This window comes from Chitinophaga vietnamensis (assembly GCF_902167635.1).
Lineage (GTDB): Bacteria > Bacteroidota > Bacteroidia > Chitinophagales > Chitinophagaceae > Chitinophaga > Chitinophaga vietnamensis.
In genome coordinates this window covers 383,894-401,853 of record NZ_CABHMS010000006.1, presented here as the reverse complement: position 1 = coordinate 401,853, position 17,960 = coordinate 383,894, and the positions used below count along the sequence as shown (strand labels likewise).

Below are 17,960 nucleotides of genomic sequence, written 5' to 3'. Positions count from 1 at the left end.
GTATTTTTTAAATTCACCCACTTATATTTTTTTAATCACGTTAGATGAGAAGACTGTATGTGACCGTATTGCTGGGCGGGATGCTTAGCCAGACTGCGATTGCGCAAAATGCCCAACAGGGTTTCAATGCTTACGAACAGAAAATTCCCGGAACAGACGTACGTTTCCGCATGGTGCCCATCAAAGGCGGCGCCTTCACACTCGGTAGCCCCGATACAGAAAAAGGCCGTCATGCTGATGAAGGCCCCGCCAAACAAGTAAAGATCGACGACTTTTACATGGGCGCCACCGAAGTAACATTTGATGAATATGATGTGTATGCCGACAGTGAAAAAGATAAGACTCCCATCCCCGATGGTATGACCCGCCCAAGCCCGCCCTACATCGACCTGACGCTGGGAATGGGTAAGGCTGGCGGCTTTCCGGCCAACAGCATGAGTCAATACGGGGCATTGATGTATTGCCGCTGGCTCTATGCAAAAACCGGCATCTTCTATCGCCTGCCTACTGCTGCCGAATGGGAATATGCCTGCCGTGCCGGCGCATCCACCGCTTATCCTTTCGGTAACGATACGTCAAAGCTGAAAGAATATGCCTGGTATAAAGGTAACAGCGAAGATAAATACCACAAGGTAGCACAGCTGAAACCCAATGCCTGGGGCCTTTACGACATGCTTGGTAATGTGGAAGAATGGACCATGGATCAATACGATGAGAAAGGAGTGGCCAATGCCAGCGACAACAATCCCTGGACAGTGCCCACAGCTAAAACACCGCGCACACTCAAAGGCGGCAGTTTCGATGATTTCGCTGCACAGCTGCGCTGCGCCGCCAGGGTGAAGTCTGATCCCGTGTGGAACCGCCGCGACCCCCAGATACCTAAAAGCTCCTGGTGGAATGCTGACGCGCCTTTCGTAGGTTTCCGCATCGTACAGCCCGTACGCCAGCCCACAAAAGAGGAAGCGGAGAAATTCTTTGCCGACATTATTGACAAATATAAAGGAGCACGCTAAAACTCATTCCTTAAATCTGATTATCTATGGACAAACAAAAATTCCACGATCAGGGCCGCCGCGATTTCATGAAGCAGTCTTCCCTGCTGGCAGGAGGCTTGCTGGCCATGCCCATCTTATCTAAAGCCAATTATTTTTCGGGTTCTTCCGATGTGATCAAAATAGCGCTGATAGGCTGTGGTGGCCGTGGCACAGGCGCCGCTACGCAAGCCCTCAGCACAAAAGAAAATGTGCAGCTGGTAGCTATGGCAGATGCCTTCCCCGACAGACTGGCGGACAGCTACAACAATATCAAAGAAGCCCTGGGCGATAAAGCCAGCAGGGTGGCGGTAAAAGAAGAAAATAAATTCATCGGTTTCGATGCCTACAAACAAGCCATCGCGCTGGCCGATGTGGTAATACTGGCCACCCCTCCGGGTTTCAGGCCTATACACTTTGAAGAAGCCATCAGGCAAGGCAAACACGTGTTCATGGAAAAGCCGGTAGCTACTGATCCTGCGGGTATCAAGAAAGTGCTGGATGCCGCAGCTGTGGCCAAATCCAAGAAACTTAACGTGGTAGTGGGCCTCCAACGCCGTTACCAGAACTCTTACCGCGAGCTCTATAAACGTGCGCAGGACGGCATCATCGGCGATGTTGTATCTATGAACGTATGGTGGAACCAGGGCGCGCTCTGGGTAAAGCCGCGTAAGCCTGAATACACTGAAATGGAATACCAGATGCGTAACTGGTATTACTTCAACTGGCTCTGCGGCGATCATATCGTAGAGCAACATATCCACAATATCGACGTGGGCAACTGGTTCATGAACGCTACGCCGCAAACCGCGCTGGGTATGGGCGGTCGCGCCGTGCGCACCGGCAAGGAGTTTGGTGAAATATTTGACCACCATGCCGTAGAATACCGCTTCGCCAATGGCGTGATCATGAACAGCCAATGCCGCCACTGGAAAGATGCGCCCAGCCGCGTAGATGAAGAGATCATCGGCACCAAAGGCCGCATCTTCTGCGACCAGGCCAGGATCGTGGACCACAAAGGAAAAGTATTATTCCAGTTTGATAAGAAAGCGAAAGAGAACAACCCTTATCAAACAGAACATGATGAACTGTTTGCCGCCATCGCGAAAGGAGAATACAAATTCCAGGATGCAGAAAGAGGCGCGCAGGCAACATTGTCGGCCATCATCGGCCGCCTGGCCACCTATTCCGGACAGGTGATCGACTGGAACGTGGCACTCAATTCCGGCCTGGATATACATCCGAAAGTATATGCCTTTGATGCACAGCCGCCAGTAATGCCCGATGCATCCGGCAACTACGCTTACGCGAAACCCGGTATCACCAAGTATTTCAGCTAATGTATCAATACGAATGAAGGAGAAGCCCTTGAAGCGCCCGAAGCGCTTCAAGGGCTTCTCCATTAAATATCCCTGTAAATCCGTAATTTTTGTGCTATGAAAATCATCTCTCTCTTTACAGCGGCGCTTTGCATCCTGGTTGTAAGTGTGCATGCACAAACAACCGCCATCGCCAAATGGGCCAATGCACAGCTCCTGCACGATGCCCCGCTGGAAGCCGCACACGCCGGTATCTGCATCTATGAACCTGCTACGGGAAAGTATTGGTATCAATACCAGGATGATAAATATTTTACACCCTCTTCCAACACAAAGATATTCTCACTCTATGCCGGCATGAAGATACTGGGCGACTCGCTGCCTGCTGCCCGTTATTATGAAAATGATACGGCGCTTTTTGTGAAAGGCATGGCCGATCCTTCTTTCCTGCATCCTGATTACACTTTTCAGCCGCTGCTTTCCTTGCTGCAGCAAACAAAGAAACAAATATACATTGTGCCGGCAGGCAATGGCAACAAGCGTTATGGCCCGGGATGGGCCTGGAACGATTTTGCGGACGACTACCAGCCCGAACTTACTGAGTGGCCTATGTATGGCAATGTGGCGCGTATCTATCATCATAACGATACTACTTATATCTCCCCCGGTAACTATGATCTGGCTGTAACCGCGGATGATACCAGCAGCAGCGCCCTTACCAGCCGGGATGAACGCAGCAATCATTTCTTCCTGCAATATAACCGCAAAGACAAATCCGTCACCAAAGAAGAAGTGCCTTTCATTACTGGCTCCCTCCAGGACCTGCGCGAGCGGCTGGAAGACACGCTTCATAAAAGTATAGGCGTTGCCGTTACTGCCCCCCGCGCTTCGTACAAAATATTGCGCAGCATCCCGGCAGATTCTCTCTTCATCCCCATGATGCACCGCAGTGATAATTTCTTCGCAGAGCAAACACTGATGATGTGCGCGGCACTGCTCTGGGACAGCATCAGCACCAAACGCGCCATCGCGCATATGCTCGATAATTATTTGCAGGCATTGCCACAGGTCCCGCAATGGGTGGATGGTTCGGGGCTTTCGCGCTATAACCTTTTCACGCCGCGCGATTTTGTTACTGTGCTCACACAGCTATTCAAAGAGTTTCCGAAAGAAAGGCTCTGGGATATATTTCCTACCGGCGGCAAAGGCACCTTGCGCAACTATTACCAGCAGCAGTTTGTACATGCAAAAACCGGCACGCTCACGGGTAGCGTGGCTTTGAGCGGTTACCTGGTAACCAGGAAAAATAAAACGCTGGTGTTCAGCGTACTGGTGAACAACAATAAAGACAGCGCCAGCAGCGTGAGAAGAGCGGTAGAAAAATTCCTGACGATGATCCGTAATGAATATTAATTGATGCGGTAGGAGAGCAGGATGGTGGTGTCCTGCGCCTGGTCGGCTTCGATGAGGCCCACACCCTTTGCATAGTAGCTGGTGGAGAGTATGCCCACAGGTACCGGGTTGCCACCCACTATGGCAGCGGCTTCCATCTGTACGGTGATCACGTCCGTATAGGCTTTACCGTTAACCGTTTTGCCTGCGCCCTTGCCGAGGATGGTATATTGCAACACGCCGGTGGTAGCGATAGTACCGTTGCTGGCGGTGATGGTGTCTTTCCAGACGCTGCCCGCAGGAAGAAAATCTTTCAGATAATTGAGGCGGAGATCACTGGCTTTAAATCCCTGGAAACTCATGATGCTGGCCACTTGCGAATAGGTGCCGTCTTTGCAGCCGGAGCACATGAACACACTGTCGTCCCGCAGTTTTTTATACACATTTCCGTTGATAGTCGTATCTCCATCAACCGTAAGCGTGTAGGTGGCGGAATCTTTTGCCTGATTGAAATTGAGATAAGTGAAAGTAGAGCCTTGCGTGTAAGGAGCGTAATCGCAGGTGCTTACCGGACCTGTACCTTCCCTGCTCATTTCCTTGCTGCAGGAGAATAGCAGCAGACATGAGAGCAAGATGGTTCCAAGGTAGTATAAGCTTTTCATAAACCGGGGGAAGGGCTTTGATAAATAACGCTGATAACTATAAAATTATGCGAAAACCCCCGTCTTTTTAAATACTTCTTTTATATTATATGTTTTTTTAAAAAACGGGTTTGAAATACGCTTATTTTTAGAAAATAATTAATGATTTTGTGAATAAATTGGCTGATAGATGTGATAAGCCCGTTAAGCGATGAAAAGAGGCTATCCAACGAAAAACTGATATTGTAAAAACTGATATTATCAACCCAAATTCTACGCACTATGGTTCCACGTTATGGGAAGGCGATAGCTTTGCTATGTCTTCTGGCGAGCGCTCACCCGCTCAGCGCCAATCCTTCGTTGCCCACCGTCTGGCAACAAGCCCATATCACCGTCAAGGGAAAAGTAAAAGATCTGAATGGCAATCCCTTGCCTGGTGTGACTGTATTGGTGAAAGACTCCAAGAAAGGAGCTACTACCGATGCTAAAGGCGACTACACGATCACAGATGTAAGTAAAGACGCTGTACTTGTTTTTCAGTACATCGGCTTCGACTCGCAGGAAGTAAAAGTAGATGGACGCAGCAGTATCATCATTGTGATGAAAGAAAACCAGAAAACATTGGATGAGTATGTAGTTGTTGGTTATGGTACGCAGAAGAAAGTGACCAAAACCGGCGCAGTATCCATGGTAAAGGGTTCCGAGCTGCAGCAATCGCCTAACGTCAACATTTCAAACTCGCTGGTGGGCCGCATTCCCGGTATCATTGCGGTGAACCAAAGCGGTGAGCCCGGTTATGATGGCTCCAAGATCTTCATCCGTGGCCGCAGCACGCTGGGCAACAGCGACCCGCTGGTGGTGATAGACGGTTTTCCCAGAGATGGCTTCGACCGCATGAACCCGAATGACATCGAAAGCGTGTCCATCCTGAAAGATGCCGCCGCCGCCATCTATGGCTCCCGCGCGGCCAACGGCGTTATCCTCGTTACCACCAAACGCGGTAAAGGCGGCAAGCCCACGCTGCGCTATGGCTTTAACCAGTCGTTCGTAACACCTACCCGTTTGCCTAAAATGGCCGATGCGCCTACGTATGCGCAGGTGGTGAACGAAATACTGCAGTATGGTGGCGATAACCCGCGCTATACGCCCGACCAGATCAAAAAGTTCGGCGATGGGTCCGATCCATGGCTCTACCCTAACACCAACTGGTATGATGCCGTGATCAAAAAGATATCGCTGCAAAACAGGCATGACCTCTCGCTGAGTGGCGGCTCCGAAAAAATGACTTACTATGTATCGCTCGGATCGCTGTTCCAGGATGGCTTGTATAAGAACAGCGCTACCAACTATCGTCAACAAAACGTGCGCGCCAACCTGGATGCAGTGGTGACCGACAATATCCGCCTGCGCTTCGATCTGGCCGGCCGTCTAGAAAACAGGAACTTCCCGCCACGCAGCGCCAGCTCTATCTTCCGTGCGCTGATGCGCGGCCGCCCTACCGAAAATGCCATCTGGCCTAATGGTTTGCCCGGCCCGGATATCGAATACGGCGACAACCCCGTTGTAACCGGTACTAACGCTATCGGCTACACGTTCGATAAAAACTACGTCGTGAACGGAACCTTCTCCGCAGTGATCAATATCCCATGGGTACAAGGGATGTTTGTAGATGGTAGCTTCGCTTACGATCAGAACTTCGACTTCCAGAAGAACTTCGTGAAGCCCTGGACACTCTATACCCTCGATCCCAACGATCCTTCTGCGCATAAGCTGAATCCCGCGTCCAGAGGGGTGAGCGCGCCACAGCTTAACGAAGCCTTCTTCTCTAACAGGAGCTCTACCGTCAACCTCAAACTGAACTATGTAAAGTCTTTCGGCAAACATAACTTCAGCGGGTTCCTCGCAGTAGAACAGAACAATATCAAAGGCGACAACTTCGCCGCCAGCCGTAAGTACTTCATCTCCGATAAGCTGGATCAGCTGTCTGTTGGCGGCGACAGAGAAAAAGATAACAGCGGTTCCGGTATTGAATATGCCCGCCGCAACTATTTCGGCCGTGTATCTTATAACTACAAGGAAACATACCTCTTTGATTTCAACGGTCGCTACGACGGTTCGCAGAACTTCCCCAGCAATCACCGCTATGGCTTCTTCCCCGGCGCTTCCGCAGGATGGGTGCTGTCTAACGAAAATTTCTGGAAAGAAAATATTCCCACTGTCAGCTACTTTAAAGTACGCGCCTCATGGGGCCAGATGGGTAACGACCAGATACCCAATTTCCAGTACATCACTACCTATGCGCTGAGCGGCGGCGGTGTGATGTTTGGTACAGACCTCAACAAAACGTTGTACCAGGTGCGTACGCCCAATCCAAACATCACCTGGGAAGTAGCGAATAACTACGATGCAGGTATCGAAGCGAAATTGTTTAAAGATAAACTCTCCATCGAAGCAGATTATTTTTACTCCCGCCGTTCCAACATCCTCATCCCGCGTAATGCGCAGGTGCCCGATTACACCGGTATTACGCTGCCCGATGAAAATATTGGCCGCGTACAAAACCAGGGCTTTGACCTGGTGATGAGTCATAAAAATGATATCAGGAAATTCCACTACGAGGTAACAGGAACTGTTACCCGTGCGAAAAACAAGATACTCTACTGGGCAGAACAGCCGAATGTGCCTGCATGGCAGCAAGCTACCGGCAAGCAGATCGAAGCGCCACTGTACTGGGAAGCAGTGGGCATCTTCAAAGATCAGGACCAGGTGAATAAAACACCGCACATCTCTGGCGCACGTCCGGGAGATATCATCTTTGCAGATGTGAACGGAGATGGAAAGATCGATGATCTGGACCGCGTGAGAATAGACCGCACACAGTATCCTACCTGGATCTTCGGTCTTACGCTTACCGCTAAATACAAGAACTTCGACTTCACCATGCTGTGGCAAGGAGCTGCCGGCGCCAGCCAGTATATCCGCACAGAATCCGGTTTGATAGGCAACTTCCCCGACGCATTTGTAAAAGACCGCTGGACGCCCACCCACACCGACGCCAGCTGGCCAAGAGCGTATGACCGTGACCGTGAGTATTGGGTAAACCGACAGAACACTTTCTGGTACTGGAATACCAACTATGCTCGTCTTAAAACACTGGATATCGGATACAACATTCCGTCAGCACTCTGCAAACGCGTAGGCATCCAGGACTTCCGCGTATATGTGAGCGGCCAGAACCTGCTCACCATCGATAAAGTGAAGATCTTCGATCCGGAAGCGCCTCAGGGCAGCGGCCAGTACTATCCGCAAACGAAGATCTATAACGTGGGATTAAACATAACCTTCTAATCATCGAGCCATGAAAAAAAATACGCTTATAAAATATATGGCGGGCGCCCTGTTAATGTGCGGTATGGCGGCCTGTAATAAAGACTTCCTCGACAAAAAGCCGCTGGACCAGTTCAGTGAACAGGATGTGTGGAAAGACCAGGGCCTGATACAGGCATTCGTAAACGATATGTACGCACAGATGCGGCCCGGCTTTGGAGAAGTAATGCTATCATCGATGTCGGACGAAAGCCGCTTTATCCACGACTACAACACCTCCCGCGTGGTGCAGGGCAATGTTACACCTGACGACTTCGGCGCATTGGGAGATTTCAGCCGCTGGGGAGGTCACTACAAAGTGATCCGTAATTGTAACATGTTCTTCGAAAAGATAGATTCTGTAAAAGGGATCAATCCTGATGCGCTGAAAAGAATGAAAGGAGAAGTACATTTCATGCGCGCCTGGTATTATCATATGCTCGTGAAATACTTTGGTGGCGTGCCTTTGATCACTTACACCTTCAATCTTAATGGTGAGCACAGCGATTATGGAAATGTAAGGCGCGCTTCTTTCAGCAGGTGTGTGGACTTCATCGGGCAGGAGTGCGACAGCGCCGCCGCGCTGTTGCCAGACAGCTATAGCGATATCGGCAGCAAAGGCCGTCTCACACGCGCCGCTGCATTTGCACTGAAATCGCGTATGATGTTATACGCTGCCAGCGCTTCTTTCAACACCGGCGCTGATACCCTGATGGGCAATGGCTCCAACAAAACCGTACAATACGCCACACTGGCCCGCGCCGCTGCGGACAGCATCATCAGGATGGGCCGTTATGCGCTGTATCATCCTACTGATTCCGCTGCTGATAACTACGCGCGCGTATTTTTAGATAAGGATAATGTGGAGATGATCTTCGTGAAACTGTATGATAAAGCCTTGCTCGGTACCCGTCATGACCTCTACAATGGTCCTAACGGTTATCACAACTGGGGAGGCAATGTGCCTTTGGAAAACTTCGTGACTGGTTACCAGATGAAAGACGGTACGCCGTTTTCATGGAATGATCCTGCAAAAGCGAAAGCGCCCTACGCAAACCGCGATCCACGTTTCTACGCTACCATCCTCTATGATGGCGCCAAATGGAAAGCCCGCCCGGCGGATGCTGCACAGGCTGATCCTGTGGGCATCATCCAAACCGGTAAATATGAGTCGCCCAATGGCAAAGACAGCATCTGGGGCCTCGATACGCGGAACAGCACCATCGAAAACTGGAATGGCACTTTCTCTGGTTACTATATCCGTAAGTTCATGGACAAAACACTGGATGCGCAATTCTTCTCCGGAGATCAGTCCTGGATATTTTTCCGTTATGCAGAAGTGTTGCTGAACTATGCAGAAGCCAGTTTGCTGTTGGGCGATGAAGCAAATGCCATTACCCGCATCAACCAGGTACGTACCCGTGCAGGAATGCCTGCTACTACTGCTACCGGCGCGGCGCTGTGGGATATCTATCGTTATGAAAGGCGCTATGAGCTTGCGTTTGAAGAGCACCGCTTTTTTGATGTACGGAGATGGAATGGCTCTGCCTTTCTCTTCAACCAGCCAGCCCAGGGCATAGAGGTATTAGGTTCCATGGTGGCGGGCCATCCGTTTGTATATCATGTATTCAATATGCAGGATCGCAGTTATGATTCTTCAAAATATTTGCTACCGATACCGGTGGCGGAGATCAGGAAGAATAGTAATCTCGACCAGAATGCACCTTACAAATAAAAAAAAGGACCACCGCCCGGTGGTCCTTTTTTTTAGCTTATACGCCGAGCGACCAGCCATCGCGGTACTTGCGTTTCACGAATTGGTTAGCTGCGTCGAAGTTGGTGATCTTCATGTTAGGCCCGTCCCACAATAGTTTCAGGTAGCGGCCCGGATAATCGAAAGCATCCGGTTTGTTAGGTTTCGGTGTGCGCACATCATAGCTGCGGATGGCGAGGTTACCCATCAGGATAGACTCTGTGAGCGGCCCAGCGATATCAAACGGAGAGCTGAGCGCTTTGTGTTTCGCGCTGTTATGCCCTGCGATCGCGGCGTTCACCCATTGCACGTAGTGGCCTTCCGGCACGCGGGCAATGGTTTGCGGCACATTCACTTCTTTTGTGCGGGAAGTGGGCAGCAAGGTAGGATACATACCGTAGGTGCCGCACATCATCTTGCCTTTTGTACCGATGAAGATAACGCCGTTGCCGCCGTCGCCCATTCTTTCATTGGGTGCGAGTTCTTCGGGGCGTTCCGGCTGTATGCCGCCATCCATCCAGTGCATGGTCACTTCTTTTCCGTTTTTACCCGGGAATTTCATGATCACATGTGAAGAAGGAGGACAGCTGTCGGGGAAGTAGCCACGTTTGAATTCACCTACGTACACGCTGCCCACGCTGCATTCCACGGAAGTGGGGTAGCCCAGGCCGAGCACACGGAAAGGAGGTTCTATGAGGTGGCAGCCCATATCGCCGAGGGCGCCGGTGCCGTAATCCCACCAGCCGCGCCAGTTGAAGGGCACGAGGTTGTCTACATAATCTTTTTTTGGCGCGGTACCGAGCCAGAGGTCCCAGTTGAGTTCTTTGGGAACAGGAGCGGAAGTGTTGGGCCAGGCAATGCCTTGCGGCCACACGGGACGGTCAGTCCAAACGTACACGGTGTGTACATCGCCAATGATGCCGGCATTGTACCATTCCATGAGCTGACGTACGCCGTCGCCGGAAGCGCCCTGGTTGCCCATCTGGGTCACTACCTTGTAGCGTTTAGCCGCTTCCGTTAGCATGCGCGCTTCGTAGATATCGTGCGTAAGCGGTTTCTGTACATACACATGTTTGCCCAGCTGCATGGCGGCCATAGCGGCAACAGCATGCTGATGGTCGGGGGTGGATACAGATACTGCATCGATATTCTTGTGTTCTTTTTCGAGCATCTCCCGGAAATCGGTATAGAACTTCGCTTTCGGGAATTTCTTTACAGCATCTGCGGCGCGGCGGGTATCCACATCGCAGAGGAAATTGATATCAGCAGGGCCTTCGGAGAAGCCGGTAAGATCGCTATAGCCTTTACCACCCACACCGATCCCTGCTACGCGCAGGCGGTCGCTGGGGGCTGTGAAGCCTCTGCCTAAAACGTGACGTGGAACGATCATGAAGCCAGCGGCGGCCAGTGCGCCGTTTCGCAGGAATGATCTCCTGGAAACCTGGTTCCCTTCATTCTTTTTTTCTGGTGCCATGAGAATGAATAGTTTTTAATGAGATATAAATAGTGGTTGTTTGCGTTAGTCCCAGGTCATCAGCTTGCCGCGGTCTTCGATCTTCAAACATTGCTGCAATGTTTTTTCGTCGTAGGCCAGGTTGTATTGTTTCAACACATCTGCGGGCACGCCGTCCCATTCGTTGGGCGTGTTACCTACGTAACCGAGGTCTTTGATGCCGATCTTACTGGTAAAAAATCCGGTGGCAGTGAGGTTGCGCATCAGGTTGAAGAAAGCAACGCCCTGGCTGTTTTCAGGTGCTGCCTGTTCGGGGTAGGCGATGAGGTCTACCACTTCTGTACGCTGCTGGTTACTGCATTCGGTGAATGATTTATGGAAACGTTTGGCGCACTGAACATCGAGCCAGCGCAGGCCGCCGCGCATCGGCAGCTGATGTTCGGGCTTGTCTTTCACGATAAACTCTATGAATGCCGGAACGCCGGCATCAGAGGCGCTGCCGGAATGTTCATCTGCCGGAATGATGATATCTGCCAATACCGTGATCGTTTTCATCTCCTGGTCGGTGAAGAATTTTTCATCGTTCAGCTTTTTATCCCGCAGTACTTCATCGGCTGTGCGGCCGTATCCAGCGCCGCTTCCGGCGCTACCTTCTTTTTTACCGGCTTCTTTTTTATCATCGCAGCCAGTGGCGGATATAATGGCACTTACAGATAAGGTTCCCAGTGCAAGCGCCCTGAGCGACTCTCTTCTATCCATGATAAGGTGTTTTTATTTGGGTTTTTAATTACGGATTACGAATTAAGAATTACGAAACGCGTAATTCTTAATTCGTAATCCGTAATTATCAAATATTTTGTTTCTTCAATTGATCTACAATGTATTCAGATGCGCGCAGGGAAAGGGCGAGGATGGTCCAGGTAGGATTTTTATCTGCCTGGGAAACAAAAGCTCCGCCATCTACCACGAAGAGATTTTTTACTTCGTGCGCCTGGTTGAATTTATTGAGAACAGATTTTTTAGGATCATCGCCCATGCGGGTAGTACCTACTTCATGGATGATGCGGCCCGGGTTCTCCAGCCCGTAGTTCGTGTCTGCACCGGGTTTGGCGCCATTGGGTACGCCGCCCATTTCCACGATGAGCTGTTCAAAAACATCCTGCATGTGTTTCGCCTGTTTGATCTCGTGATCGGTCCAGGTGTAGTTGAAACGCAGTACCGGGATACCCCATTTGTCTACTACGTTAGGATCTATTTCGCAATAGTTTTCTTCACGTGCGATACATTCACCACGACCGGCAAAGCCCACCTGGGCGCCATAGAAGCGGCGGTAGTCATCTTTCAGCGAAGCGCCATAGCCACCGGCTTTTTTAGGCTTGCCATCGCGACCGGGATATTTGCCGTTGCTATGTTCTATACCGAAACCGAAGCCATAGCCGGGCATATGCAGGCCGCCACCTACTTCCACGTGGTATCCGCGGGGGAAGTCGAGTTTTTTGTTGTCGCCCCACCAGGGAATGTACAGGTGCATGCCACCGGTACCATCTTCATTATAACGTTTGCGGTCCATCAGCGCAGGTACAAACCCGGAGCGGGATGCGCCGGTAGAGTCGTGCAGGTATTTGCCTACTACGCCACTTGAGTTGGCAAGACCGTTCGGGTGCTGTGCCGACTTGGAGTTGAGCAGCAGCCTGGCAGATTCGCAGGCGCTGGCGGCGAGCACCACAACTTTTGCATTCACCGCATATTCCTGCAGATCATTTTTATCTACATACAGTACGCCTGTGGCTTTTCCGTTATTGTCTGTAAGCACTTCGCGGGCCATGGCATTGGTGTAGAGGTCTACGTGGCCGTTTTTCATGGCTGGTTTTACCAGTACAGAAGAAGAGGAGAAGTCGCCATAAACAGTACATCCGCGGTTACACTGGCTGCAATAGAAGCAGGGGCTGCGGTCTTTATTAACAGAGCGGGTGAGGATGGAGAGCCTGGAAGGGATCATGGGGATCCCCAGTTTGGTAGCGGCTTTCTGCATCATCAGCTCATGGAGCCTGGGTTTGGGAGGAGGGAGGAAGAATCCATCGGGTTCGTTAGGTATATTTTCTCTGGTGCCGAAAACGCCGATCATCTTATCAACACGGTCGTAGAAAGGCGCTACGTCCTCGTAGGAGATCGGCCAGTCGTCGCCGAGGCCATCATAACTTTTATGTTTGAAGTCGCGCGGGCCAAAACGCAGGGAGATGCGCCCCCAGTGGTTAGTGCGGCCGCCCAGCATGCGGGAGCGGAACCAGTCGAATTCGGTGCCGTTCTTTTTCGTATATGGTTCACCGTTAATCTCCCATCCGCCATAGGCGGCGTCGAAGTCGCCGAAGGGGCGGGTAGTGCTGGCGCCTCTTCTGGGCGATTCATAGGGCCACTTGAGCTGCGTGGCCTGCTCCGGATCTGCCGGATCATATTTAGGCCCCGCTTCCAGGAGCGCTACTTTGAGACCGGCTTCAGATAATATTTTGGCTGCCATACCGCCACCGGCGCCGGAACCAACAATACAAACATCATAGACCTTTCCCTGTTTTTTAATTTCAAAAGCCATTTCGTGGAAATTTTAGTCTTTATTTTAAGAACACCGGTTTTAAATCTATAAATTAAATGCGTAAAAAGGAAAGGTTTTTTATGAGTGAGAGATACAGATATATTATCGGCTCAGATATCGGCACGGGCAGTGCTAAAACGATTGGGCTAGGCATGAACGGCCAGGTGCTCTCCAGCTGGAAGGAAGCCTATCCAACGGCGCACCCGGCGCCCGGATTTAGCGAACAGGACCCCGACAGAATTCTGAAGGCTGTGATGACCGGCATCCGTGCAGTAATACAGCAGGTGGGGCATCCGCCGGCGGCTATCTCCTTCAGTAGCGCCATGCATAGCTTCATGGCCATAGATGCAGCAGGGGCGCCGCTTACCCCGCTCATCATCTGGGCGGATAACCGCAGCCAGCTACTCGCGGAAGCCCTGCGCGCCACACCGGCAGGCGCGGCGATCTACCACAGCACCGGCACACCGGTACATGCCATGTCGCCGCTGAGCAAAGCCATATGGCTGCAAAAGGAGCAGCCGTCCGTGTTTGCTGCCGCGAAGCTGTTTATCGGCATCAAGGAATATATCATCCATCATCTTACCGGCGAATACCTCGTCGATCATTCCATCGCATCGGCCACTGGCCTCTTTGACATCCACACCCTGCAATGGAGCGTGCCTGCGCTGGAAGCTGCCGGTCTTCAAGTCCAACGCCTGCCACAGCCCGTGCCGGCGGATCATATCATCAGTCGACTGAAATCCGCCATAGCAAAGGAACTGGGCATCCCGCCCGATACCCCGCTTGTGATGGGAGGCAGCGACGGATGCCTTGCCCAGCTGGGCAGCGCCGCCATGGACGCTGGCCATGCCACCCTCACTATCGGCACCAGCGGCGCGGTGCGGATGGCCATTCCCGGGGCCGTCACTGATCCACAGGCGCGGCTCTTCACCTACCTGCTTACCGACGATGTCTATATCATGGGCGGCGCTACCAACAATGGCGGCGTGGTGTTGCAATGGTTGTTGCGCGATTTCCTCCAACAGCCGCCTGAAAACACCGACCGGCTGATCAACGAGGCCCTGGCGCTGCCGCCAGACGGGCTGCTATGCCTGCCCTACCTGCTCGGCGAGCGGGCGCCCATCTGGGATAGCGGCGCTACAGCGGCTTTCATCGGTATACAGCCACAGCATCGTGCGCCTCATTTCACGCGTGCCGTACTGGAAGGCACCTGCTTTGCATTGCTCAACATCAAAAACGCTTTACAGGAAACCGCCGGCGAAGTCCGCAAGATATCCGTCAGTGGCGGCTTTACACATTCCCCCGCCTGGATCCAGCTACTGGCCGACATCTTCGGGCAGCCCATGACCCTGCAACAACAAAGCGACGCCTCCGCCCTGGGCGCCATCATACTAGCCGCCTCCGCGCTCAAAATGCCACCCATAGCGGGTTTGGCCTCCGCAAAAGAAAAACTGTTCCAGCCAGATATGAGGCTGCACGAAATATACAGGCCTAAGTTTGATAGATTCCGAAGGTTGTCTTACTCAGGATTATAATGATTGAAAGGATTCGCAGGATTTTTTACAGGATTTATAAAGATTAAAAAAGGATTCGGGAAGATCAATTCGAGCTGATCTCCGCGAATCCTTTTTTAATCTTTATAAATCCTGTAAAAAATCCTGCGAATCCTTTCAATCATTATAATCCTGAGTAAGACAACCTTCGCGTTAATTCCCGCGTTCGAACATTCGCGCGAGGTCAGTGAGTTTGAAGGAGATGAACGTGAACTTGCCGCCGGGAGCTACGTTGGGCATGCTGCAGGCGAAGAGTTCGTCGATGATGTTTTGCATTTCGCGGGCGCTGAGGGTTTTGCCGGCGGGGATGGCGTTATTGCGCGCCATGGACCGGATCAGGTGTTCGCGCCTGTTCACTTTGAGTTCGTGGCTGAAGTGTTTGAATTGTTCCAGCAGTCCTTCGATGGTGGCCTGGTCGTTGCCTTGGGCGATATCGGCCGGGGTGCCGCGCACCACGAAGGTGTGGTTGCCGAAAGGTTCGAGGTCGTAGCCCAGTGCCTGGAGGTCGGGCAGCATTTCGCTTACCAGTACGGCATCTGCGGGGGGCAGCTGTAAGGTTTGCGGGAAGAGGCTTTGCTGGGTGGCCATCGGCGTTTCGTGTAAGGCGCGCTGATAGCGTTCGTACAGGATCCTTTCGTGTGCCGCGTGCTGATCGATCAGGATGAAGCCTGACTTGATCTGCGACAGGATATATTGCTGATGTACCTGTACCGGTACTTTCTGGTCTTTGGAAGTATCTTGCCAGCGCTCATCGATGGCGGAAGCGGTGGCAGGAGCGTGGGTTTCATACGTAACGGCGGGGCGGGTTTCGGCTTCGTCATCTTCCGTATAGGCGGGAGCGTTATGCTGCGTTTGGCCGCTGCCGGATTCGTAGAGGTCTTTCCAGTGCTTCAGGTTACTGTTACTGCGGTCGATCATATGGGCCTGGTTGGCCTGTGTGAAGGACTTGTACAGTGGTGAGTGGGTGGATTCGTGTTGTTTTTCTGCGGTGAAAGGTTTGCTCACGGCATCGAGGTGCTGGATATTGGGATCCAGGTCGAAATCCAGTGTGGGCGTTACGCTGAACTGGGCCAGGGCATGTTTCACTGCGGCCTGTACGAAGGCGTACATCACTTTCTCATCATCGAATTTGATTTCCTGTTTGGTAGGATGTACGTTGATGTCTACATGTTCCGGGTTGACATCAATGAAGAGGACGTACAGCGGGAAGCTGTCGGCCGGGATGATATCTGCAAAAGCGTTCATCACTGCATGATGCAGGTAGGGGCTTTTGATGTAGCGGTTGTTGACGAAGAAGAACTGGTCGCCGCGGGTTTTCTTGGCCGTTTCCGGTTTGCCCACGAAGCCGTATACGTTCATGTAGTCGGTACTTTCTTTAACGTTCACCAGTTTGGCATTGTAGTGCTGGCCCAGGATGGCGATGATACGCTGTTTGAGCGAGCCTTTTTCCAGGTGGAAAAGTTGTTGGTTATTGCTGGTGAGCGAGAATTGCAGTTGTGGGAATGCCATAGCCACGCGGATAAATTCATCCACGATATGGCGCATCTCCGCGGTATTGCTTTTCAGGAAGTTACGTCGTGCCGGCACGTTGAAGAAGAGGTTCTTCATGGCGATGCTGGTGCCTTCTGAAGTTTGACAGGGTTCCTGTTTATTGACCAGGCTATTATCTATCTCTATATAAGTACCGATATCGGTGCCTTTCTTGCGGGTCTTCAGTTCTACCTGTGATACCGCAGCAATAGAGGCGAGGGCTTCACCGCGAAAGCCCATGGTACGGATAGAGAAAAGATCTTCGATGGTTTGTATCTTGGAGGTAGCATGACGTTCAAAACACATACGGGCATCGGTTTCACTCATTCCGCCGCCGTTATCAATTACCTGCACTAATTCTTTGCCTGCATCTTTTATGATCAGCTGAATTTCCGTTGCACCTGCATCCACTGCATTCTCCAGTAACTCTTTTACCGCCGATGCCGGTCTTTGTATCACTTCTCCCGCAGCTATCTGGTTCGCTATATTGTCTGGTAATAAATTGATGATATCCGCCACTTAACTAGCCTTTTGGCGTAAAGTTAATAATTTAAAATCAGTTGATCGCCGGTGATTATCAGACTGTTTTCAACAAAATGATACAGGATTTGTGAAATACGTTGCTGATTTGCCTGTTTTTAACAATCCATTACGGCCATTGATACGTAATTTTATAATGAGAAAAATTAATATAGGGTATCAGCAAAAAAAGGCCGACGATAGTTAATAGGAAGTTAACGCATCAAATCTACTACGATGAACCTGCGGAATCTGATAATTTTGAGTATCTCTATTTTGGTTACCAACTGTACTTACTCGCAAACTGGCGAAAAAAAGAAATCAATGGAAGACGGAAAAAAGAAGGTGGACATTTATTCCCGTACCGACACGGGCAAGGTTAATCTGACGGACGAAGAATGGAAGAAGATCCTGCCTCATGATGTTTACAATATTGCCCGTGAAAAAGGCACTGAATGGGCCTTTACAGGAAAATACTGGAACAGCAAGGAGAAAGGAACTTACTACTGCGCAGCATGCGGCAATCCGCTCTTTGTGTCAGATGCCAAATTTGAAAGCAGCTGTGGCTGGCCCAGTTTTTTTCAACCTATTACCAAGAGCAGTGTGATCTATGCCCCGGACAATTCACATGGCATGCACCGTACGGAAGTGCTCTGCGGTCGTTGTAAAGCCCATCTGGGACACGTTTTCGACGATGGCCCGCCGCCAACAAACCTCCGCTATTGTATCAACTCAGTGATCCTCGACTTTGAAAAGGCCCAGGATGCATCCCAGCGTTACCAGGATAATCAGAAAAAAGAAAAAGAATAGGTTGTT

General features: G+C 51.2%; 12 protein-coding genes. 7 read left to right on the top strand and 5 right to left on the bottom strand.

What is annotated here, in order from left to right:
- The first annotated feature begins 44 nt into the window (after positions 1–44).
- The 3 genes from FPG75_RS18235 to FPG75_RS18225 all read left to right on the top strand — a co-directional run bounded on the left by FPG75_RS18235 (position 45) and on the right by FPG75_RS18225 (position 3,763).
- Positions 45–1,013 (top strand): formylglycine-generating enzyme family protein, encoded by a 969-nt coding sequence (locus tag FPG75_RS18235; protein WP_143308576.1) that lies wholly within the window; start codon positions 45–47, stop codon positions 1,011–1,013.
- Between the two features lie 26 nt (positions 1,014–1,039).
- Complete coding sequence (locus FPG75_RS18230) at positions 1,040–2,371, top strand: Gfo/Idh/MocA family protein (RefSeq protein WP_143308574.1); 1,332 nt, start codon at positions 1,040–1,042, stop codon at positions 2,369–2,371.
- Between the two features lie 96 nt (positions 2,372–2,467).
- A complete protein-coding gene (locus FPG75_RS18225) occupies positions 2,468–3,763 on the top strand; it encodes a D-alanyl-D-alanine carboxypeptidase/D-alanyl-D-alanine-endopeptidase (protein ID WP_143308572.1) in 1,296 nt (431 codons plus the stop codon).
- Here FPG75_RS18225 and FPG75_RS18220 read toward each other — a convergent pair.
- On the bottom strand, positions 3,760–4,404 hold the full coding sequence (locus FPG75_RS18220; protein WP_143308570.1) for a hypothetical protein: 645 nt from the start codon (positions 4,402–4,404) through the stop codon (positions 3,760–3,762). The genes FPG75_RS18225 and FPG75_RS18220 overlap by 4 nt on opposite strands.
- Before the next feature lie 261 nt (positions 4,405–4,665).
- Between FPG75_RS18220 and FPG75_RS18215 the strand changes: the two genes are divergently transcribed.
- Together FPG75_RS18215 and FPG75_RS18210 are read left to right on the top strand one after the other, a co-directional pair.
- Positions 4,666–7,731, top strand: a complete 3,066-nt coding sequence (locus FPG75_RS18215) for a SusC/RagA family TonB-linked outer membrane protein (protein ID WP_143308568.1) — start codon at positions 4,666–4,668, stop codon at positions 7,729–7,731.
- A 10-nt stretch (positions 7,732–7,741) separates the two neighbouring features.
- The gene (locus FPG75_RS18210) at positions 7,742–9,484 is read left to right on the top strand and encodes a RagB/SusD family nutrient uptake outer membrane protein (RefSeq protein ID WP_143308566.1); all 1,743 of its coding nucleotides are present in this window, start codon (positions 7,742–7,744) and stop codon (positions 9,482–9,484) included.
- A gap of 37 nt (positions 9,485–9,521) precedes the next feature.
- Here the strand turns inward: FPG75_RS18210 and FPG75_RS18205 are convergent, their stop codons facing one another.
- The 3 genes from FPG75_RS18205 to FPG75_RS18195 form a co-directional block, all read right to left on the bottom strand.
- Positions 9,522–10,976, bottom strand: a complete 1,455-nt coding sequence (locus FPG75_RS18205) for a Gfo/Idh/MocA family protein (RefSeq protein ID WP_143308564.1) — start codon at positions 10,974–10,976, stop codon at positions 9,522–9,524.
- 45 nt (positions 10,977–11,021) lie between these two features.
- Positions 11,022–11,714 (bottom strand): gluconate 2-dehydrogenase subunit 3 family protein, encoded by a 693-nt coding sequence (locus FPG75_RS18200; protein ID WP_143308562.1) that lies wholly within the window; start codon positions 11,712–11,714, stop codon positions 11,022–11,024.
- A gap of 88 nt (positions 11,715–11,802) precedes the next feature.
- A complete protein-coding gene (locus FPG75_RS18195) occupies positions 11,803–13,542 on the bottom strand; it encodes a GMC family oxidoreductase (protein WP_143308560.1) in 1,740 nt (579 codons plus the stop codon).
- Positions 13,543–13,622: 80 nt separating this feature from the next.
- Between FPG75_RS18195 and FPG75_RS18190 the strand changes: the two genes are divergently transcribed.
- On the top strand, positions 13,623–15,077 hold the full coding sequence (locus tag FPG75_RS18190; protein ID WP_161596842.1) for a gluconokinase: 1,455 nt from the start codon (positions 13,623–13,625) through the stop codon (positions 15,075–15,077).
- Positions 15,078–15,248: 171 nt separating this feature from the next.
- Here the strand turns inward: FPG75_RS18190 and mutL are convergent, their stop codons facing one another.
- Complete coding sequence (gene mutL / locus FPG75_RS18185; protein ID WP_143308556.1) at positions 15,249–17,144, bottom strand: DNA mismatch repair endonuclease MutL; 1,896 nt, start codon at positions 17,142–17,144, stop codon at positions 15,249–15,251.
- 324 nt (positions 17,145–17,468) lie between these two features.
- Here mutL and msrB point away from each other — a divergent pair, with 324 nt between their 5' ends.
- Positions 17,469–17,954, top strand: coding sequence for a peptide-methionine (R)-S-oxide reductase MsrB (gene msrB, locus FPG75_RS18180; protein ID WP_143308554.1), 486 nt, complete (start codon positions 17,469–17,471; stop codon positions 17,952–17,954).
- Positions 17,955–17,960 lie beyond the last annotated feature (6 nt).